A 19,602-nucleotide genomic window follows, 5' to 3' on the forward strand; every position below is an offset into this window, starting at 1 on the left:
TGATGGAAAGAAGAGTGCCAATTACAGTTGAAGAGGCTGTTCGTAAAGTGATGGCATTTGCTAATTGTGGTGTAAAAGAACTAGTACCACTGGAATCAGCATACGGACGTACGTTAGCAGACGATATCGTAGCGGATCACGATGTCCCTTCATTCAATCGCTCGCCATATGATGGATTTGCTATTAGGGCAGAAGATACTTTACGAGCTAGTCGTGAGAATCCAATCGTATTTGAAGTCATCGGTGAAATTGGAGCAGGTTCCGTATTCCATAAAGAAGTCGGCGCCTTTCAATCTGTTCGAATTATGACAGGGGCACAAATTCCGAAAGGATGTAACGCGGTCGTCATGCTAGAACTAACTCGTCATCGTCAATATGAGAATATCGGAAAAAGCTATATGGAAGTGAGACGCTCATTTAAAGAAGGGGACAATATATCCTTTCAAGGTGAAGATGTTCAGAAAGGAACCGTTCTCGCAAAAAGAGGTAGTTACATTAATCCGGGTATTTCAGCTCTTCTTGCTACATTCGGTTATAGCGAAGTGCCAGTAGCGAAAAAGCCCATAATTGGACTATTAGCGACTGGGAGTGAACTTCTCGATGTAAATGAAGAACTACAACCTGGGAAAATCCGAAATAGTAATACGTATATGATATCGTCTCAAATTCGAAGAGCAGGTGGAAGAGTAAAATACTTCGGGAAGTTTAGTGACGATTTGAATACGTGCTACGAAGCAGTGAAAAGAGCGTTAAGCGAAGTGGATATGTTAATTACAACTGGTGGTGTTTCAGTAGGAGATTACGATTATTTGCCAGCTATATACGAAAAGTTAGGTGCGTCGGTTCTTTTTAATAAAGTAGCCATGCGGCCGGGAAGTGTCACGACTGTAGCGCAATTAAACGGAAAATTATTATTCGGATTATCAGGTAATCCATCTGCTTGTTACGTAGGCTTTGAATTGTTCGTAAGATCTAGCATTCGTGCGTATATGTTTAGCGAAACACCACATGTAAAACGAGAAAAAGCAATGCTCGAAGAAGACTTTCTAAAACCTAATCCATTTACAAGATTTGTACGAGGTAAGCTGAAGTATAACGAAGGACAACTAATCGCTTATCCATCAGGATTTGATAAATCTAGTTCCGTCTCTTCATTAGCAGAATCAAACATTTTTATCGTATTACTAGGTGGTACGAGAGGATATAAGAAAGGGATGTTTGTAGACATTCTCTTATTAGAAGATAACGAAGGTAGTGAATGGCCGTGGACATTCCGTAAAGTAGGGAGAGGTTTTGATGGGACAAGCACGATTTGAAATTGTCGATACTCCGATTGTAGTGGAAGAAGTAACGAATAAAATAGCAAGACGAGAAGCAGGGGCAATTACAACTTTTATTGGAACAGTTAGAGAATTAACGAAAGGGAAACGAACGTTACATCTTGAGTATGAAGCATATAAACCGATGGCAGTAAAAAAGCTTACTGAAATTGGAGAAGAAATTAAGAAACATTGGCCAGATGCAAAAATAGCAATTACGCACCGAGTAGGAAGACTAGAAATAATGGATATTGCCGTTGTCATTGCAGTATCGTCGCCGCATCGTAAAGTAGCGTACGATGCGAATGAATACGCAATTGAACGTATAAAGAGAATCGTCCCAATTTGGAAAAAAGAATTTTGGGAAGATGGAACGGAGTGGATTGGTGATCAACTTGAAAATACTCCGTATCCAGAAGGAAAACCAAAGAAAGAAGAATGAGAAAATGATTACAATTTTACTGTTCGCAAATTTACGAGAAGAAGTCGGCTCAGAGAGGTTAGCAATAATCAATAAACGAGAGATGACTGTTCATCAATTGAAAAAATGGTTGAAAGAAAACTATCACTTACAGACGCTGGAAAAAGTTATGGTAGCAATCAATGAAGAATTTGTAACGGACGAAGATGTTGTAAAACCTGGAGATACTATCGCGTTTATCCCGCCTGTAAGTGGAGGTTAATTCTTTCTATTTGAATATTGCATAAGGAGGATCATTATGATTGAATTTTCGCATTGGAATGAAGAGGGAAGAGCTAAAATGGTTGATATTTCTCAAAAGGACATTTCAACACGCACAGCTGTTGCGCAAAGTACAATTTCTTTATCAAATGAATTATTTGAAGCAATTCAAAGTGGTGGGTTGAAAAAAGGAGACCCGCTTCAAGTAGCACAAGTTGCTGGCATAATTGGTGCTAAAAAAACAGCGGATATAATCCCGATGTGTCACCCGATATTAATCCAAGGAACAGACTTTACGTTTCATTATGAAAAGAAAACTGATGGCTATGAATTAATCATACGAGCTACAGTAAAATGTAGTGGGAAAACAGGTGTAGAAATGGAAGCATTAACTGCCGTATCGATTGCCGCCCTTACTTTTTACGATATGTGCAAAGCTGTTGATAAAACGATGGTTATGAAAGAAACATATTTAGTACAAAAAACGGGCGGAAAAAGCGGAGACTTTTTTCACAAGATAAAATAATTACAATGGAAGGAATGTGTATGATGATTACTCACGAACAGATTATGAACGCTTTAAGCCATGTAGAAGATCCAGAGTTAAACAAAAGTATTGTGGAATTAAACATGGTTAGAAATATAAAAATAAATGGTACAGAAGTTGGGCTAGAAGTAATTTTAACAATTCAAGGTTGTCCGCTGAAAGCAAAAATACAACAAGATATTGAAGACTCACTTCGAAACATTGGAGCATCGAAAGTTTCCTTAACATTTGGCTCAATGACACCAGAAGAACGTGCGGTATTAACAGCGTCTTTAAAGAAAGAAGCTAGAACAGAAACTGGAATGCCTAGTATGCTTCGACCTGATTCAGGAGTACGTTTTATTACTGTAACGAGCGGAAAAGGAGGAGTTGGTAAATCAACTGTGACGATTAACCTTGCTACTGCTTTAGCGCGTATGGGTAAAAAGGTTGGGATTTTAGATGCAGATATATACGGGTTCAGTATCCCGGCAATGATGGAAACGAATGAAAAGCCAACGATGATCGATCAAACCGCACTTCCAGTCGTTAGTCACGGTGTTAAAATTATGTCGATGGGATTCTTCACAGAAGGGAATAACCCAGTAATGTGGCGAGGACCAATGTTAAACAAATGGATTCAAAACTTCCTTGCGAACACACACTGGGGAAAACTAGACTATCTTCTTCTAGATTTACCACCAGGAACAGGAGACGTTGCGATAGATGTCGCTGCCATGATTCCACAAGCGAAGGAAATTATCGTTACAACGCCTCATAACGTAGCATCATTTGTCGCATCTAGAGTAGGAGTGATGGCAAAAAATACGAAACACGATATTTTAGGTATCGTTGAAAACATGGCATATTACGAAGAAAAAGATGGGTCAAGAAACTACCTCTTCGGAAAAGGTGGCGGCGAAATGTTAGCAGAACAACTGCAAACAGAAGTAATCGCCCAAATACCGTTTGCGAAGCGTGAAGAGAATAATGGCTCGTGTGTATATGATGAAGATTCACTCGTTGGGGAAATGTTTAATTCTTTAGCAGAAGATCTTATTTATAAAGGATAGATGGATAGAAAAGTGGGATACATAGCACGTATGTATCCCACTTTTATTTTTTATGGAGTTATTTTAATAATTTTAAAGGTTAAGATTGTAGTAACTTAGAAACCATTTGTGGAATTTGATTAGCCTGCGAAACCATACTAAGCGCAACTTCGGTTAATAATTTAAACTTTAAAAAATCACTCATCTCCTGCGCCATATCCGCGTCTTCAATTCGAGAAGCAGCATCTGTTAACGCTGTACTTTGACTACTTAAATTTTCCATATTAAATTGCAGACGATTTATCATTGCACCCAGATCAGCACGGTGAAGTGATACATTTTGTAAAGCCTCTTCAATTTTACGAATCGCCACTCTTGCTTCTTGTTCTGTTGAAATCTTGATGTCATGTTTTGTGGGGGAAGGGGGAATATGTTTCGTTATATCTACCGTATGACCGATATCATCTAACGTAATAGAACGGTTTTCTCCATTAAATACGGATAAATCGTTAAACTCAGTTGTCTCACCAATATAGCCAATTTGTTCTGCTAGAGATTGAAACTCTTTATTCAGTGCATCACGGTTTTTATTTGAATTTGTACCGTTGGTAGACTGAACAGCTAAATCACGCATACGCTGTAAAATATTCGTAACAGCTTGAAGAGCAGCTTCCACTGTACGAAGCATTGATATTGCATCCTCATTATTACGAATAGCAACGCGCATGCCACTCGCTCTCGCATGCATACGAGTCACAATCGCAACATTTGCTGGATTATCAGAAGCAGCATTTAACTTCTTACCAGTCGCCAAATGCTCCATCGCAACATTCATACGTTTCTCATTCTCATACAACGCCTGCCTAGCATTCATACTCAAAACATTCGTACCAATACGCATAATGGACACTCCTTATAGATTGATATAGTCAGTGTTCTAAAGCAAATAAATGGCTATGAAAAGAAAAAAGGACTTATGCTCAACTTTATCTTTTTGTTTTCATACACGGGACGAGGCCAAAATAAGCCCTGACCGCTTCTAAATGTGGCTGGAGCTTCTCTCCAGGCTAAAAAAAAGTCTTTAAATCTGTCTATATAGAAAAAATAAACCTCTCCGCAAGCAGAGAGGTTTATTCATGAAACTAACTCAAATGGCTTATTGTAATAATTTAGAAACCATTTGTGGAGTTTGGTTTGCTTGAGAAAGCATGCTGATACCAGCTTCGTTCAAGATTTTGAACTTAGTCATTTCAGACATTTCTTTCGCCATGTCAGCGTCTTCGATTTGAGAAGCAGCTGAAGCCATAGAAGAAGATTGGCTCTTAAGGTTGTTTACGTTAAAGTCTAGACGGTTTAATGTAGCACCAAGAGTTGCACGGTTAGATGCAATGTTTTCTAGTGCAGAGTCAATTGCAGCGACAGCAGCATTAGGATTAGCAACATTTACTTTTGTTTTATCAAATGCACTACCTAAAGCTTTTGCAGCTGTAGCTTCATCACCAGCAGCCGCAGTATTGAAGGCTGCTAATTTATCAGTTACCACTTTAGCATCTGCTGCAGACATAGATCCTTTAACTTTATCGAATTCCTTCATAACAGCATCAACTTCAGTTTTTAAAGTAGCTTTGTCAGTAGTAGCTGTTGTTGAAAGTGCAGTAAATTTGCCTGCAACATCATCAATTGTTTTTTGTGCTGCGCCACCAATTGTTAGTTTATCAATATTTAATGATGCTGTAGACACGTTTGCTAATTTAATATCAATTTTCTTACCTTCATCAGCGTTATCTAATGTTTGAATTGCAATAGTTTCATTAGAACCATCTAATAATTTTTTATCATTGAATTCAGTGTTTGTAGAGATGTAATTGATTTGCTCTTTTAATGCGCCGAATTCTTTATCTAGAGCTGCTTGGTTCTCAGATGTATTTGTACCATTTGCAGATTGGTTCGCAAGGTCACGCATACGAAGTAAGATGTTAGATACTGAGTTCATTGCTGAATCAGCTGTACGGATTAATGAAATACCGTCTTGTGTGTTGTTAGCTGCTACTCCTAATCCGCTTTCACGAGCACGCATACGAGTTGCGATTGCAAGACCTGCTGCATCGTCAGAAGCGTTGTTGATACGTTTACCGCTAGATAAACGGTCCATAGCGTTGCTCATTTTTGCTTGGTTTTGGCGCATGTACTCTTGAGTACGCATGCTATTAATGTTTGTATTAATTCTCATGTTAAGAACCCCCATTTTTTTATATTGACTTTTCTGCAAATTGAAAAACGGTAATATGCGAAAAAATCGATTTCGAGATTTATTGTAAGCCTTGCTACAACGGGTGTCAACTAAAAATTCGAATTAATGAATATAAAAAAATAACAGTTTAACAATCTATTCATTTTTTTATTAAAATATTATTAAAAGGATTATTGCAAACTTTTTAAAAAAACTCTAATATTAGATTATCTTTGTTTACCGAAAAGGTGATATTATGGTAGTTGGAAATATAGTAAAAGAAGTTCTTGCATATAAAAAAGGACAAATTCAGCAAAAGTTAAGTAGTCCACAGGCGTTCGTTAGTAGTCGTTTCCAAGATCAATTGCAGAGTGAAACTGCGAAGGAGACGAAGGTTACTCCGCAAACGGCAAAAGTAGAAGATATGAGTCAGCCGGTACAATCTACGAAAATAGAAACGGTTGTTAATAAACCGGAAGAATCTATTAATAAAGTAGAGGAAGCGAGTAAGCCTGAGGAAAAAGCTGAAACGAAGCAAGTAGATGAAGTGCAAGTTGCACAAAAAGAGTTTGAACGACGTTTTCCAGAAACGAAAAATGAGGCTGCTGATACGTGGGGGTTAACGAATAAATATAATATTCAAAAAATACGTTCTTCAAATGAAGGTAAGTATGAGGATATTATTGATCGCGTAAGTAATACATATGGAATTCCGAAAACGTTAATTCAAAAAATGATTGAAGTAGAGTCTAATTTTAATCCGAAAACGGTGTCACATGCAGGGGCGATGGGGCTGATGCAGCTTATGCCAGCGAATGTGAAAGAGATGGGTATAAAAAGTCCATTTTCACCAGCTGAAAGTATTGAGGGCGGTGTGAAAGAGTTAAGCGGTTATTTAAAGAAAAATAACGGTGACTTAGTATTGGCGCTTGCTTCTTATAATGCTGGTCCTGGTAATGTGAGAAAGTACGGAGGCGTACCACCATTTAAAGAAACGCAAGGGTATATTAAAAAAATATTAAATATCGACGTTTCGAAATAGAAAATTTCATTATATAAATAGAGAACATGAAATTTTTGTGAACATGATATGGGAGTTGGCTAGATTTGAAATTACAAGATGATATTCCGTTAACAATTTATTTTGAAATCGGAAATACGAAAAAGAAAATTGAAGATCTGCTTCATATTACGAAAGGTACATTGTATCGTCTTGAAAATTCAACGAAAAATACGGTGCGTCTTATGCTTGAGAATGAAGAGATTGGAACCGGAAAGATTTTGACGAAGAATGGGAAAATGTACGTTGAAATCGTTGAATTGAAAAGGTAGGGAAGGGGATTGTCATGAGTGGCGAAAAATTAAGCCAAGAGCAAATTGATGCCCTGCTGAAGGCGGTGAATGAAGGCGAGGAAATGCCAGCTTTCGCACAAGAAGCAGGGAAGCAAGATAAATTTCAAGAGTATGATTTTAATAGACCAGAGAAGTTTGGTGTTGAACATTTACGTAGTTTGCAGGCAATTGCGTCTACATTTGGAAAGCAGACGTCACAGACGTTGTCAGCTCGTATGCGTATTCCAATTGAACTAGAGCCTTCAACGGTTGAGCAAGTTCCATTTACGAGTGAGTATGTAGAGAAAATGCCGAAAGATTATTATTTATATTGCGTGATAGATCTAGGTTTACCAGAGCTTGGAGAAATTGTTATTGAGATTGATTTAGCGTTCGTCATTTATATTCATGAATGCTGGCTTGGCGGAGATAGTAAGCGTAACTTTACGATGCGCAGACCGCTAACGGCGTTTGAGTTTTTAACGCTTGATAATATATTCTTGCTTCTTTGTAAAAATTTAGAGCAATCATTTGAAAGCGTTGTTGCGATTGAACCGAAGTTTGTAACGACGGAGACAGATCCGAATGCGCTTAAGATTACGACGGCAAGCGATATTATTTCATTACTGAACGTAAATATGAAAACAGAGTTTTGGAATACGACGGTTCGTATTGGTATTCCGTTCTTATCTGTTGAAGAGATTATGGATAAGTTAACGTCTGAAAATATTGTCGAACATTCTTCGGATAAGCGTAAAAAGTATACGTCTGAAGTAGAAGTGAAAGTAAATCAAGTGTACAAACCTGTTCACGTTGCGATTGGTGAGCAAAAGATGACGATTGGTGAGATTGAGAAAATTGAAGAAGGCGATATTATTCCGCTTCATACGAAAGTTTCAGATCAACTACGTGGTTATGTAGATGGGAAACATAAATTTAATTGTTTTATTGGGAAAGATGGAACGCGTAAGGCGCTCCTATTTAAAAGTTTTATAGAGTAGGAGGATCCATATGAAGCATGAAGTATCTCCTGTGTCATTAATGGGATTAGAAGAATTTGCAGGGAAGCGAAATGAAGCGGGTAAAGCGCATATTGATACCGTTTCGGATATTTCGATTGAACTTGGTGTAAAGCTTGGGAAGTCATCGATTCAGCTTGGCGATGTGAAACAATTAAAAGTTGGCGATGTTCTTGAAGTAGAGAAAAATTTAGGACATAAAGTAGATGTATATTTAAGTGATATGAAAGTCGGTATTGGTGAGGCAATAGTAATGGACGAGAAGTTTGGCATTATTATTTCTGAAATTGAAGCTGACAAGAAACACGCGGCGCTTATGAAGGCGCAAAATCAAATGCAGGATAAAGAGTAGAGGAGGAGTCATATGTCGTATATGACGACCTTATTTCAAGTCGTTTTACTGTTTGGTGCGCTCGGCTATGGTGCATATTATATGACGAAAAAGACGCGCAAACAGCAGTTTTTTAAGCAAGGTGAAAACGGCCATATTCAAGTGAAAGATGGTGTTTATTTAAATCATCAAACGAGCGCCTTTTTATTTGAAGTGGACGGGAAGCAAGTGTTTACTGTTATAAGTAATAACGGTGTACAATCAGTACAATTAACAGGAACAGGAAATCAGTTTCAACAAGCGCTAGAAGACGCGGTGAAGAGTGAAACGAAAAAAGTAGAGGATCCATCATGAGAATAAAGAAACAGTTATCGTTATTTGCCGTTATTTTCGCATTTTCTATTATTTTTTCATTTGTTTTTGTAAATCCAGCGTATGCAGCCCCGAACGGCTTTATTAATTTCGAAAATGGAAAAGAGTTTACGAGTAATTCAAGTGTACAACTATTCGCGCTCGTTACCCTTCTATCATTATCTTCTTCTATCGTTCTTTTATTTACGCATTTTACTTATTTTATGATTGTTCTTGGGATTACTCGTCAAGGGCTTGGGGTTATGAATTTACCACCGAACCAAGTGCTTGTTGGACTCGCATTATTTTTATCGCTGTTTACAATGCAGCCAGTGCTTGGTCAATTAAAGAGTGATGTGTGGGACCCGATGACGAAAGAAAAAATAACAGTAAGTCAAGCTGCGGAAACGACAGCTCCGATTATGAAAGATTATATGTCGAAGCATACGTATAAGCATGATTTGAAAATGATGCTGAAAGTGCGTGGAGAAGAGTTGCCGAAAGATTTAAAGGATCTTTCATTGTTTACGCTTGTGCCATCCTTTACGTTAACGCAAATTCAAAAAGGTTTATTAACGGGGATGTTCATTTATTTAGCGTTTGTCTTTATTGATTTAATTATTAGTACACTTTTAATGTACCTTGGGATGATGATGGTACCGCCGATGATTTTAAGTTTACCATTTAAAATACTTGTTTTCGTATATTTAGGTGGATATACAAAAATCGTCGATATTATGTTTAAGACGGTCGCCTGAAGCGTTTGATGCTATGTGATAGGAGTCATATAAATGAATACGTCACCAATTATAGATATTTTCCAAACCTTTTTTTATAAAGGGGTTATGATTTTAATGCCGATTGCCGTTGTAAGTATGATTGTCGTTATTATTATCGCCGTTATTATGGCGATGATGCAAATTCAAGAGCAAACGCTGACGTTTTTACCGAAAATGGCGAGTATTGTGCTCGTTATTATCATTTTAGGTCCGTGGATGTTTCAAGAGTTAACGATGCTTATTTTAGATTTATTTGATAAAATCCCATCGCTATTGCGTTCGTACTAAGATAGGTGAACTGAAATGAATATGGAATTATGGGCGGCGACGTTTTTTGCGTTTTGTCGCATTACTTCATTTTTATATTTTCTACCGTTTTTCTCAGGCCGATCAATTCCGGCGATGGCAAAGGTTACATTTGGACTCGCTCTTTCGATTACAGTGGCAGATCAAGTGGATGTCTCTCACATAAAGACAGTTTGGGATGTAGCAGCTTATGCAGGAACGCAAATTGTAATTGGATTATCACTTTCAAAAATTGTAGAGATGCTGTGGAACATTCCGAAAATGGCAGGGCATATTTTAGACTTTGATATCGGTTTATCGCAGGCGAGTTTATTTGATGTGAATGCAGGATCACAGTCTACTTTACTATCAACAATTTTTGATATATTTTTTCTTATTATTTTTATTTCACTGGGCGGCATTAACTATTTCGTTGCCACGATTTTAAAGTCGTTTCAATATACAGAGGCGATTTCAAAATTGTTGACGACTAGTTTTTTAGATAGTCTACTCGCAACGTTATTATTTGCAATTACATCAGCGGTTGAAATTGCTTTGCCACTTATGGGCAGTCTATTCATTATTAATTTCGTCCTTATTTTAATCGCAAAAAATGCACCGCAATTAAACGTTTTTATGAATGCGTACGTAATTAAAATAACGTGTGGTATTTTGTTTATTGCGATGAGTGTACCGATGCTCGGTTATGTGTTTAAAAATATGACAGACGTATTACTGGAAGAGTATACGAAACTATTTAACTTTTTCTTAACGAAGTAGGGGGACGCGCATGGCAAAGGATAATAAAACAGAAAAGGCCACCCCGCAGAAGCGTAAAAAATCGCGTGAAGAAGGGAATATCGCCCGGAGTAAAGATTTAAATAATTTATTTTCCATTCTTGTATTAGCAGTTGTCGTTTACTTCTTCGGAGATTGGCTCGGTTTTGAGATTGCGAATTCCGTAGCGGTGCTGTTTGATCAAATTGGAAAAAATACAGATTCGACCGAGTATTTTTATTTAATGGGCATATTACTTCTGAAAGTATCAGCTCCTATATTAATACTCGTATACGCTTTTCATTTATTCAATTATATGATTCAAGTCGGTTTCTTATTTTCTTCTAAAGTACTTAAGCCGAAAGCATCACGTATTAATCCGAAAAACTATTTTACGAGATTGTTTAGTCGTAAAAGTTTAGTAGATATTTTGAAATCACTGTTTTATATGGGATTAATCGGTTACGTTTCGTACGTTCTCTTTAAAAAGAATTTAGAGAAGATTGTTAGTATGATTGGATTTAACTGGACAGCGTCACTTACTGAAATTATTAGCCAAATTAAATTTATCTTTTTAGCCATTTTAATTATTTTAATCATTCTTTCTATTATTGATTTCATTTATCAAAAATGGGAGTACGAACAAGATATTAAGATGAAAAAAGAAGAAGTGAAACAAGAGCATAAAGATAATGAAGGGGACCCGCAAGTAAAGGGGAAACGAAAAAACTTTATGCATGCCATCTTGCAAGGGACAATCGCGAAGAAGATGGATGGTGCAACGTTTATTGTGAACAACCCGACGCATATTTCAGTGGTGCTTCGTTACAATAAACAAGTTGATGCGGCGCCTGTTGTCGTTGCAAAAGGGGAAGATGAGCTCGCATTATATATACGAACGCTTGCCCGTGAACAAGAAATACCAATGGTGGAAAACCGTCCGCTCGCTCGTTCTTTATATTATCAAGTCGAGGAAGATGAGACGATTCCAGAAGATTTATATGTAGCTGTAATTGAAGTTATGCGCTATTTAATTCAAACAAAAGAACTTGAAGTATAATAGCGCGTTTGGAGGGGATCTCTTTGTTTAAGATGGATTCTGCAAGAACCTATTTTTCTATCTTTTTAGCAGCGTCATTCGTTGTGGCGCTCTTAATTCCACTTCCACCATTTATACTTGATATCGTTATCGTTTTTCTACTAAGTATGTCAGTGCTTATTTATATGCGAGCTACAAGTATTAACGAGTGGGATGAATTAAAGTCATTTCCAACGATGTTGTTATTAATCGGGATTTTCCGCGTATCGATTAACGTTTCGACGACGCGAGCGATTTTAACAGACGGAAATGCGGGTCATGTTATTGAAGAGTTCGGCCAGTTCGTAATTGGCGGAAACTTATTAATTGGTATCGTTATTTTTATAGTATTAATCATATTCCAGTTTATCGTTGCAAACGGTGCGTCTCGTACAGCTGAAGTAGCAGCTCGTTTTACACTTGATTCTTTACCAGGGAAACAAATGTCTATCGATGCTGATTTGAATCAGCGTCTTATTACAGAAAAAGATGCACAGGCGAAACGAAAAAAATTAAATATGGAAACAGAGTTTTACGGAGCGATGGATGGTGCCGGAAAGTTCATTAAAGGGGACGTTATTTTCGGGATTGTCATTTTATTCGTAAACATTATTTTCGGCTTAATTGTTGGTATGATGCAGCAAGGAATGAGCTTTGCAGATGCGGCTATTCACTATACACAGTTAACTGTCGGTGACGGAATTGTAAACCAAATCGGTTCGTTAATGCTTGCGATTTCAACAGGTATTATCGTAACGCGTGTATTTGACGGTTCAGCAGATACAGTAACTGAAGGAATCTTTAAAGAGTTATTAGCGCATGAAGTTGTTGTATATGCACTCGGTGGTTTATTTATCGCAATGGGTGTTTTTACACCGCTACCATTTTTACCATTTGCTCTCGTTGGAGGCACGATTATTTTCTTAGGAGTTCGTAATAAAAAGCGAATAAAGAAAGAAAAAGAAGACGAGCTTCAAAAAGAATTAGAAATGATTCAAGGCGATGAAGAGCAACTGCAACAAGTGGAAGATTCATTCGGCGTCTTTACAGATAAATATCCAATTATCGTAGAGCTCGGTTTAGATTTAGCGGCACTTGTAAAGCAGAAGATTAACGGGGAAACAGCTCGTGATAAAGTTGTTCTTATGAGGAAGTCGATTATTACTGACCTTGGTATTAACGTTCCTGGAATTAACTTTAAAGATAATACGAGTTTTAGACCGCGCGGACGTTACATTATTCGTATTAAAGGTGCGAAAGCTGCTGAAGGAGTTTTAAAATCAGGTTATTTATTAGCACTGAAAACACCGAACGTAATGGCGGATTTAGATGCAGAACCAGCGAAAGATCCAATTTTCGGTGAAGATGGATATTGGATTTTGGAGCATACGGTACAAGATGCACAAATGAAGGGCTATCAAGTGTTAGAGCCGCTTAGCATATTAATTACGCATTTAGATGTTGTCGTTAGACGTAACCTTCACGAGTTAATTCAGCGTCAGCATGTGAAAGACTTGATTAACTCGCTTGAAACTGATAATGGCGTTTTATTAGAAGAGATTAAGAAGAAAGAAATTGATTTATCACTCGTTCAAAATGTTATTAAACAACTGCTGAAAGAAGGAATTTCAATCCGTGATTTACCGACAATTATTGAAGGTATTATTGACGGGAAAGAAATTTATCAAAACCATGTTGATGGTGTCACTGCATTTGTTCGTGAATGTATTTCAAAAGTTATTTGTGAGAGTGCGAAAAATCCTGACGGGAAAATTTATGCAGCGCTTTTCGCTGATTCGCTTGAGTTGGATGCAGATGTTGTTAATAATTCATACCAAGGTTATTTATTAAACTGGGATTTAGATTTAGAAACGCGTGTAGTAGAACAAGTACAGCGCGTTTTCAAACAAGCTCGTTTAATGGGAAGAGAGCCAGTATTATTAACACGCAGAAAAGATTTCAGGTTTGCGATTGTGAGACTTCTTGAACGTTATCAAATAGAAGCGAAAGTATTATGTATTAGTGAATTAGCACCAGAAATTGTTGTAGATCAAATTGCTTATATTGAATAGTAGGGGGTGAAGTAATGGAAAGTACAGAAAAAAAAGAAGCGTTAATGCGAATAAAAGCAGCTTCGAAAAATGAATTGTATCGAAAGTTATTTGACCAATATGGTACAGATTATTACTACGTTGTCGATGAAAGTGTAAAACGAAACATCCCGTTTTTTTGGAAGAAGAATTATGAGATGTTAGTCGCTTTTCCTGAAGATAAACAGGAAGAAAGTAACGAAGGCGTAACTCAATTTCATGAACAATTAATGGATGTTGTAAATGAACCTTCAGAAGAAATTGTGAAGGCAAATGGAATTCAATCGGTACTGCACAATTTAGAAAACGTAACAACTTCTATGTCGTACGCAGCGATGCAAACAGGAAATAGTGAAGAATGGGCAAGAAAAAAAGAGAAACTATTACAACTGTTTGAAAAGGGTATTGTCGTTGTGAAACATACAGAAGAGACGAAAGTAGCTAAAAAACAGCCTGTTGTGAAACAAGCTATTTCTGTAAAGAAAGAAGAAGTAGTTATAAAAAAAGAAAACCAGGAATCTGTACCATTTATTATTCAAAAAGTAATTCGGATGTTAGAACAAAACGATGTGGAACAATATTTCATTCATGCATATGCTGAAAAATTAAAAGTGAAGTTTGAGAATGCAACGATGATTACAGAAGAAGAAGTCATCGGATACATATTGGAAGATATGAGATCTCATTTTAATACTGAAAACGTATTTGAGAAAGAGGTACAAACAATTGCATTAATCGGTCCAACTGGCGTTGGAAAAACGACGACACTTGCGAAAATGGCATGGCAGTTTCACGGTAAGAAAAAAACGGTTGGTTTTATTACGACAGATCACTCTCGCATCGGGACAGTGCAGCAACTGCAAGATTACGTAAAAACAACTGGAGCAGAAGTTATCGCTGTGCGAGATGAACCCGCAATGGCAAGGGCACTTACTTATTTTAAAGAAGAAGCTCGCGTCGATTATATTTTAATAGATACAGCCGGTAAAAATTATCGTACGTCAGATACAGTTGAAGAAATGATTGAGACGATGGGGCAAGTAGAGCCAGATTATATTTGTTTAACGTTATCTGCTTCTATGAAAAGTAAAGATATGATTGAAATCATTACGAATTTTAAAGATATTCATATTGATGGAATCGTATTTACGAAATTTGATGAAACAGCGAGTAGTGGTGAATTGTTAAAAATTCCAGCAGTATCATCAGCACCAATTGTATTAATGACAGACGGACAAGACGTGAAGCAACATATACATATCGCTACAGCTGAACATTTAGCAAAACAAATGTTACAAACATCGTAAGAAAAGAGGTGAAGAATAAGGCGCTTGCCTTATTCAAACAAGTATGAACGGTCTTTATATAGGTTCTATGGGTATGATGAATTACATGCAGCATATTAATGTTCATTCGAATAACGTTGCAAATGCCCAAACGACAGGATTTAAAGCAGAAAACATGACGTCTAAAGTATTTGATGTGCAAGACACATATCGCCGCGGAGACGGAGCTACGACAAATATCGGTTCGGTCGATTACGCTGTCGTACCAGCTGCGACGCATGTGAACTTAGTACAAGGAAATATACAAATGACAAATAGTGCTACAGATTTCTTTTTAGACGACGGTGCGGCTGGCACATCATCATTTTTTGTTACATCTAAAAATGATGAAACATTTTTAACGAGAGACGGTAGCTTTACATTAAATAGTGATCGTTATTTACAAACAGCATCTGGTGCTTTCGTAATGGGTGAGAATAATGAACGTATTCGTATTCCAGAAGGAGCAAAGGTAGCTGTACAAGCAGACGGTACATTATACGATGAAGTAACACAAAATAATATTGCCCGTCTGCAAACGAAAACAGTAGACGTAGAAACGAACGCTCGCCTCGTACAACGTGAAAATAAAAGTTTTACACTAGCAGAAGGAAACGTTGCTGATTTACCGAATGGAACAGGGGCAGTACGTAATCATATGCTAGAAAATTCAAATGTGGATATGACGAAAGAAATGGCTGACCTTATGACGAATCAAAAAATGATTCAAGCATCGCAGCGCATCATGACTTCGTTTGATAAAATTTATGAAAAAGAAGCGAATGAAATATTGAGATAAAGGACTTCCAATTAGTGGTGGTCTTTTTTTTATCCCGCAAAAGCTCGATTGGTGAAGGCTAATAATCAGAGGATGGGAGCTCCTCCTCTGATTAAAGTTTCACTTTATTGTTGCTTTTATTATAGTTACACCATAAAATGATAATGATTATCAATATCATTTTATCTTTAATAAGAATAGAAGCTGTGAGGGTCGTATCATTTGTTTAACTAGGTAAATTAAAAATAAGGGGAAGGTGTGTACATATGTCTACAAAAAAACAGCTTTGCATTGGACTATGTTTGATTTCTAGAAAGAAAGAACAAGAGAGTATGTTTAATTCAGGGATAGATGAACAAGTAGAGTTGGCACTACAGGCAGAAAAGGCCAAGTTAGATTTTGTTTTTAAAGCGGATTATTTAGTGGCACATCCAGATTTAATTGCACGTAATAAGGGGAATGTAATTTTAGATCCAACACTATTGTTTACTGCTATTGCTTATGCAACAGAAAAAATTGGAGTCGTTACGACCGCTTCAACATCATTTTATCCACCATATATACTAGCGAGGCAACTACAATCTTTAAATTGGATTAGTAACGGCCGAGTAGGATGGAACATTGTCACATCAATTGATGGTGCTGAAAACTTTGGTGAGGCAGGGATGCCACCATCTGAGGAACGATACGCGAAAGCGACAGAATGTACAGAGTTAGTAAGAAAACTTTGGAGGAGTCATCCTTATGAAGTTTTGAAAGAAGACAATGCAGATGTAATTAGAGAGATGGTACAGCCAATTGAGCATCGTGGTGAGCATTTTGAGGTGAAAGGTCCACTTAATATCCCGCAACATATTTCTGGGGAAATGCCTTTATTTCAAGCGGGTGCTTCAGAGTCAGGCCGGAATTTCGCGGCTTCTGTTGCAGATGCGATTTTTGCCGCAATGCCAGATGTAGAATCAGGAATCGAACTTCGTCAAGATTTAAGAAGAAGAGCAGAAAAGCATGGCCGAAAGCAAGAGGATATACGTGTATTGCCTGGTTTATATTTCTTTATTGGTGATTCATATGAAGAAGCACTAGAAATGCACAGGCAAGCTCATCAACATCTTACAAAAGAGAAGAGGTACGCTTTACTTGAAATGGTTCTCGGGTTAGACGTTAGAGGGATACCGTTAGAAAGTAAGGTTACTGAACATATGCTACCAAGTAGAAATCAAGCTGTACGTAGTAAAACACATGCCGAATTATTACGGAATTTCATCATAAAAAATGAACCAACTGTTGAGCAAATACTAGAACGACCAGAAGTTGTTGGTTCTGCTCATTGGGTCGCTATAGGCACACCACAAGATGTTTGTAAGCAAATTATGGAAAGATTTGAGGCAGGGGCACTAGATGGATTTATTGCAATTCCAGGGGGACCTCCAAAATCATTGGATTTATTCTTTAGTGAAGTCATTCCTTTATTCGTGAGAGCAGGTGTATTTAGAGAAGAGTATACAGGTTCAACCTTACGTGAGCATTTGGAGGGTAATATATCAAATGCTCTACAGTTGAAATAATTCATTATGCACAAAAAGCCTTTCAAAAGAAGGCTTTTTATTTCGAATAAAAATTCGGAATTGTCAGTTGACTTATAGAGGCTTCTTTTTTATATTAGTAGGTATAGCAATAACTACTAATGGAAAGTGAAATCGTAGTTTTGAAATTAGAGCTATATAAATTGTGAGGGGTTACCGATGGATGAAATAATAAAGGAGTTACAAAAGTTAGGTTTTTCCCAGTATGAATGTAAAGCGTATATTGGTTTATTAAAACATTCCCCAGTAACAGGTTATGAAGTGAGTAAACAAACAGGCGTACCTCGTTCGATGATTTATGAAGTACTTGGCAAGTTGATGGATAAAGGAGCGGTGCATATCGTTCCTTCTGAACCAGTGAAATATGTACCAGTGCCAGCTACGGAATTAATGGATCGAATGCGAAAAGATTTTGAAAAGTCCTTTGAATTTCTAGACCGAAAATTAAATCGTTTAGAACAAGAGCGACAAATTGATGTAATTTCGCATATTCGCTCAAATGATCGTGTTTTGAAAGAAATATGCAATATAATTAATAGAGCAAAAGAAGAGTTATGGATTTCTGTATGGGAAGATCAAGTGCACGAGATTGAGCCATTCATTCATCAAAAGGAAGCGGAAGGCGTACATATTTTTTCGATTTTATTTGGTGCTCCAGAAACAAAAATAGGAGCGACATTTCACCATAATTATATGACACCTCACGTCGTTGAAAAGAGAATGGGTGGTCATTTAACTGTTATCGCGCGTGATGGGGAAGAAGTATTAATTGCTAACTTTTCAAATGATAGCACTTCATGGGCCGTTACAACGTATGATCCAGCTTTAGTTCTCGTCGCTACAGAATATGTTCGGCACGACATTATGGTGGAAGAGATTACGAAGGAGTTTGGAGCTGATAAATTAGATACATTATGGCGTGAAAACATAGATTTAGTTCATGTCGTAACAGGAAAACGTACTATAGAAGAAATGGAGGGAGATAATGGTGAATAAAGCTCAAGCACATATGACACTGCAGAGCGATGATTCATTTCAGCAAGGTGTAAAGGATTGTTTACCAACTGTATTTGGATATTTGAGCATCGGTATAGCGGCTGGTGTTATTGCGAAAACAGCAGGTTTCTCGATCATAGAAATTGCTTTTATGTCCACATTAATTTACGCAGGTTCTGCTCAGTTTATATTAGCGGGTATGTATGCAGCGGGTGCCCCAGCCTCGGCAATTATTTTTACTGTGTTCTTTGTTAATTTACGTCACTTATTAATGAGTGCTGCACTCGCACCTTACTTCACCAAGATACCTCTTTTTAAAAATTTAATAATTGGTTCGCAAATTACAGATGAAACTTTCGGCGTTGCAGTGCAACAAGCAGCACAAAAAGGCCATTTAGGCGAGAAATGGATGATGGGACTTAATGTAACAGCATATTTAAATTGGATTTTAGCTACAGTTCTCGGAGGGCTTTTTGGAGAGTGGATACCAGATCCTCATACGTACGGAATGGATTATGCGTTACCAGCGATGTTTATCGGATTATTTGTACTTCAGCTAATAAGTAGTAAACCGAAACTAGCCATTCATCTAAGTGTAGCAATTGTAGCGATTATTATCGCATACGTTTCACACTTATTTATGCCAGATAGTATAGCAGTTATTATCGCAACACTTTTAGCTGCGACAATCGGGGTGGTGATTGAAAAATGGAAGTAAGAGTGGACGTATTATTACTTTTACTAGCAGCCGGAGCTGTCACACTCGTACCACGTATTTTACCTCTTCTCGTATTTAGTAAACTACAAATTCCAGACTGGGGTTTAAAATGGTTAAATTACATACCAATTGCGATATTAGCAGCACTTTTAGCACAAGTATTATTTATGCATGAGACAGTGCAGTGGGATTATATCATTGCGGCAATTCCTACATTTTTCGTAGCGATATATACTCGTAGTTTATTAGGAACAGTATTAACAGGAGTCATTGTAATTATTTTGTTACGTTTATTTTTCTAAAAAGGATTCAGCTCATATAATAGCGAAAGGTGTAATAACATGAAATATA

22 protein-coding genes and 1 pseudogene are annotated in these 19,602 nt (G+C 37.2%); 21 read left to right on the top strand and 2 right to left on the bottom strand.

The features are described 5' to 3' along the window. The first annotated feature begins 2 nt into the window (after positions 1-2). The 5 genes from DN408_RS26535 to DN408_RS26555 are packed head-to-tail and all read left to right on the top strand — an operon-like array spanning position 3 to position 3,600. Entirely contained in the window at positions 3-1,316 is a 1,314-nt protein-coding gene (locus tag DN408_RS26535; RefSeq protein ID WP_078178261.1) for a molybdopterin molybdotransferase MoeA, read from the top strand. Next, a complete protein-coding gene (locus DN408_RS26540) occupies positions 1,297-1,761 on the top strand; it encodes a molybdenum cofactor biosynthesis protein MoaE (protein ID WP_078178246.1) in 465 nt (154 codons plus the stop codon). Before DN408_RS26535 ends, DN408_RS26540 begins: the two co-directional genes overlap by 20 nt. Before the next feature lie 4 nt (positions 1,762-1,765). Next, positions 1,766-2,002 carry a molybdopterin converting factor subunit 1 gene (gene moaD, locus DN408_RS26545; protein WP_078178245.1) on the top strand — a complete coding sequence of 79 codons (237 nt, stop codon included), beginning with the start codon at positions 1,766-1,768 and terminating at the stop codon, positions 2,000-2,002. A 36-nt stretch (positions 2,003-2,038) separates the two neighbouring features. Continuing rightward, the gene (gene moaC / locus DN408_RS26550) at positions 2,039-2,527 is read left to right on the top strand and encodes a cyclic pyranopterin monophosphate synthase MoaC (RefSeq protein ID WP_078178244.1); all 489 of its coding nucleotides are present in this window, start codon (positions 2,039-2,041) and stop codon (positions 2,525-2,527) included. Positions 2,528-2,547: 20 nt separating this feature from the next. Next, entirely contained in the window at positions 2,548-3,600 is a 1,053-nt protein-coding gene (locus DN408_RS26555; RefSeq protein ID WP_078178243.1) for a P-loop NTPase, read from the top strand. 79 nt (positions 3,601-3,679) lie between these two features. On the opposite strand, the gene DN408_RS26560 is transcribed toward DN408_RS26555, so the two are convergent. Together DN408_RS26560 and DN408_RS26565 are read right to left on the bottom strand one after the other, a co-directional pair. Continuing rightward, positions 3,680-4,480 carry a flagellin N-terminal helical domain-containing protein gene (locus DN408_RS26560; RefSeq protein WP_078178242.1) on the bottom strand — a complete coding sequence of 267 codons (801 nt, stop codon included), beginning with the start codon at positions 4,478-4,480 and terminating at the stop codon, positions 3,680-3,682. Positions 4,481-4,735: 255 nt separating this feature from the next. Next, positions 4,736-5,809, bottom strand: coding sequence for a flagellin N-terminal helical domain-containing protein (locus tag DN408_RS26565; protein ID WP_078178241.1), 1,074 nt, complete (start codon positions 5,807-5,809; stop codon positions 4,736-4,738). 424 nt (positions 5,810-6,233) lie between these two features. Between DN408_RS26565 and DN408_RS26570 the strand changes: the two are divergent. From DN408_RS26570 to DN408_RS26645, 16 genes and pseudogenes are all read left to right on the top strand, one after another. Next, positions 6,234-6,830, top strand: a pseudogene (locus DN408_RS26570) (lytic transglycosylase domain-containing protein); the annotation flags it as partial. A gap of 86 nt (positions 6,831-6,916) precedes the next feature. Then, positions 6,917-7,141 carry a flagellar motor switch protein FliN gene (locus tag DN408_RS26575; RefSeq protein WP_000775712.1) on the top strand — a complete coding sequence of 75 codons (225 nt, stop codon included), beginning with the start codon at positions 6,917-6,919 and terminating at the stop codon, positions 7,139-7,141. 14 nt (positions 7,142-7,155) lie between these two features. Beyond that, on the top strand, positions 7,156-8,142 hold the full coding sequence (gene fliM, locus DN408_RS26580; protein ID WP_002141147.1) for a flagellar motor switch protein FliM: 987 nt from the start codon (positions 7,156-7,158) through the stop codon (positions 8,140-8,142). A gap of 10 nt (positions 8,143-8,152) precedes the next feature. Next, the gene (gene fliN / locus DN408_RS26585; RefSeq protein WP_002064660.1) at positions 8,153-8,512 is read left to right on the top strand and encodes a flagellar motor switch protein FliN; all 360 of its coding nucleotides are present in this window, start codon (positions 8,153-8,155) and stop codon (positions 8,510-8,512) included. Between the two features lie 12 nt (positions 8,513-8,524). After that, positions 8,525-8,845, top strand: a complete 321-nt coding sequence (locus DN408_RS26590) for a hypothetical protein (RefSeq protein ID WP_000121176.1) — start codon at positions 8,525-8,527, stop codon at positions 8,843-8,845. After that, the gene (locus DN408_RS26595; RefSeq protein WP_002126633.1) at positions 8,842-9,600 is read left to right on the top strand and encodes a flagellar type III secretion system pore protein FliP; all 759 of its coding nucleotides are present in this window, start codon (positions 8,842-8,844) and stop codon (positions 9,598-9,600) included. Before DN408_RS26590 ends, DN408_RS26595 begins: the two co-directional genes overlap by 4 nt. Before the next feature lie 33 nt (positions 9,601-9,633). Then, positions 9,634-9,909 carry a flagellar biosynthetic protein FliQ gene (locus DN408_RS26600; protein WP_002011993.1) on the top strand — a complete coding sequence of 92 codons (276 nt, stop codon included), beginning with the start codon at positions 9,634-9,636 and terminating at the stop codon, positions 9,907-9,909. A gap of 15 nt (positions 9,910-9,924) precedes the next feature. Beyond that, complete coding sequence (locus DN408_RS26605; protein ID WP_001055697.1) at positions 9,925-10,686, top strand: flagellar biosynthetic protein FliR; 762 nt, start codon at positions 9,925-9,927, stop codon at positions 10,684-10,686. Between the two features lie 10 nt (positions 10,687-10,696). Further along, positions 10,697-11,743: a flagellar type III secretion system protein FlhB gene (flhB, locus tag DN408_RS26610; RefSeq protein WP_147740447.1), complete on the top strand. Its 1,047-nt coding sequence runs from the start codon at positions 10,697-10,699 to the stop codon at positions 11,741-11,743. 23 nt (positions 11,744-11,766) lie between these two features. Then, a complete protein-coding gene (gene flhA / locus DN408_RS26615; protein WP_078178238.1) occupies positions 11,767-13,833 on the top strand; it encodes a flagellar biosynthesis protein FlhA in 2,067 nt (688 codons plus the stop codon). A 14-nt stretch (positions 13,834-13,847) separates the two neighbouring features. Next, the gene (flhF, locus tag DN408_RS26620) at positions 13,848-15,158 is read left to right on the top strand and encodes a flagellar biosynthesis GTPase FlhF (RefSeq protein ID WP_147740448.1); all 1,311 of its coding nucleotides are present in this window, start codon (positions 13,848-13,850) and stop codon (positions 15,156-15,158) included. A gap of 43 nt (positions 15,159-15,201) precedes the next feature. Continuing rightward, positions 15,202-15,975, top strand: coding sequence for a flagellar basal-body rod protein FlgG (locus tag DN408_RS26625; RefSeq protein ID WP_078178236.1), 774 nt, complete (start codon positions 15,202-15,204; stop codon positions 15,973-15,975). A 245-nt stretch (positions 15,976-16,220) separates the two neighbouring features. After that, on the top strand, positions 16,221-17,519 hold the full coding sequence (locus DN408_RS26630) for an NtaA/DmoA family FMN-dependent monooxygenase (RefSeq protein WP_147740449.1): 1,299 nt from the start codon (positions 16,221-16,223) through the stop codon (positions 17,517-17,519). 177 nt (positions 17,520-17,696) lie between these two features. After that, complete coding sequence (locus tag DN408_RS26635; protein ID WP_078178234.1) at positions 17,697-18,533, top strand: TrmB family transcriptional regulator; 837 nt, start codon at positions 17,697-17,699, stop codon at positions 18,531-18,533. Continuing rightward, positions 18,523-19,251: an AzlC family ABC transporter permease gene (locus DN408_RS26640; RefSeq protein WP_002126646.1), complete on the top strand. Its 729-nt coding sequence runs from the start codon at positions 18,523-18,525 to the stop codon at positions 19,249-19,251. Before DN408_RS26635 ends, DN408_RS26640 begins: the two co-directional genes overlap by 11 nt. After that, positions 19,242-19,553, top strand: a complete 312-nt coding sequence (locus DN408_RS26645; protein WP_002168712.1) for an AzlD domain-containing protein — start codon at positions 19,242-19,244, stop codon at positions 19,551-19,553. The genes DN408_RS26640 and DN408_RS26645 overlap by 10 nt, the downstream gene beginning before the upstream one ends. Positions 19,554-19,602 lie beyond the last annotated feature (49 nt).

It is taken from the genome of Bacillus sp. AR13-1 (assembly GCF_008042285.1).
Taxonomy (GTDB): Bacteria; Bacillota; Bacilli; order Bacillales; family Bacillaceae_G; genus Bacillus_A; species Bacillus_A mycoides.

What these genes read in the sequence shown, in the direction of transcription:
- DN408_RS26630 (WP_147740449.1), top strand. Translation starts at nt 16,221, where the DNA reads ATGTCTACAAAAAAACAGCTTTGCATTGGACTATGTTTGATTTCTAGA.
- DN408_RS26595 (WP_002126633.1), top strand. Translation starts at nt 8,842, where the DNA reads ATGAGAATAAAGAAACAGTTATCGTTATTTGCCGTTATTTTCGCATTT.
- DN408_RS26535 (WP_078178261.1), top strand. Translation starts at nt 3, where the DNA reads ATGGAAAGAAGAGTGCCAATTACAGTTGAAGAGGCTGTTCGTAAAGTG.
- DN408_RS26560 (WP_078178242.1), bottom strand. Translation starts at nt 4,480, where the DNA reads ATGCGTATTGGTACGAATGTTTTGAGTATGAATGCTAGGCAGGCGTTG.
- moaD (WP_078178245.1), top strand. Translation starts at nt 1,766, where the DNA reads ATGATTACAATTTTACTGTTCGCAAATTTACGAGAAGAAGTCGGCTCA.
- DN408_RS26590 (WP_000121176.1), top strand. Translation starts at nt 8,525, where the DNA reads ATGTCGTATATGACGACCTTATTTCAAGTCGTTTTACTGTTTGGTGCG.
- DN408_RS26645 (WP_002168712.1), top strand. Translation starts at nt 19,242, where the DNA reads ATGGAAGTAAGAGTGGACGTATTATTACTTTTACTAGCAGCCGGAGCT.
- DN408_RS26625 (WP_078178236.1), top strand. Translation starts at nt 15,202, where the DNA reads ATGAACGGTCTTTATATAGGTTCTATGGGTATGATGAATTACATGCAG.
- DN408_RS26635 (WP_078178234.1), top strand. Translation starts at nt 17,697, where the DNA reads ATGGATGAAATAATAAAGGAGTTACAAAAGTTAGGTTTTTCCCAGTAT.
- DN408_RS26565 (WP_078178241.1), bottom strand. Translation starts at nt 5,809, where the DNA reads ATGAGAATTAATACAAACATTAATAGCATGCGTACTCAAGAGTACATG.
- DN408_RS26605 (WP_001055697.1), top strand. Translation starts at nt 9,925, where the DNA reads ATGAATATGGAATTATGGGCGGCGACGTTTTTTGCGTTTTGTCGCATT.
- flhF (WP_147740448.1), top strand. Translation starts at nt 13,848, where the DNA reads ATGGAAAGTACAGAAAAAAAAGAAGCGTTAATGCGAATAAAAGCAGCT.
- DN408_RS26540 (WP_078178246.1), top strand. Translation starts at nt 1,297, where the DNA reads ATGGGACAAGCACGATTTGAAATTGTCGATACTCCGATTGTAGTGGAA.
- flhB (WP_147740447.1), top strand. Translation starts at nt 10,697, where the DNA reads ATGGCAAAGGATAATAAAACAGAAAAGGCCACCCCGCAGAAGCGTAAA.
- DN408_RS26640 (WP_002126646.1), top strand. Translation starts at nt 18,523, where the DNA reads ATGGTGAATAAAGCTCAAGCACATATGACACTGCAGAGCGATGATTCA.
- DN408_RS26555 (WP_078178243.1), top strand. Translation starts at nt 2,548, where the DNA reads ATGATGATTACTCACGAACAGATTATGAACGCTTTAAGCCATGTAGAA.
- moaC (WP_078178244.1), top strand. Translation starts at nt 2,039, where the DNA reads ATGATTGAATTTTCGCATTGGAATGAAGAGGGAAGAGCTAAAATGGTT.
- DN408_RS26600 (WP_002011993.1), top strand. Translation starts at nt 9,634, where the DNA reads ATGAATACGTCACCAATTATAGATATTTTCCAAACCTTTTTTTATAAA.
- fliM (WP_002141147.1), top strand. Translation starts at nt 7,156, where the DNA reads ATGAGTGGCGAAAAATTAAGCCAAGAGCAAATTGATGCCCTGCTGAAG.
- fliN (WP_002064660.1), top strand. Translation starts at nt 8,153, where the DNA reads ATGAAGCATGAAGTATCTCCTGTGTCATTAATGGGATTAGAAGAATTT.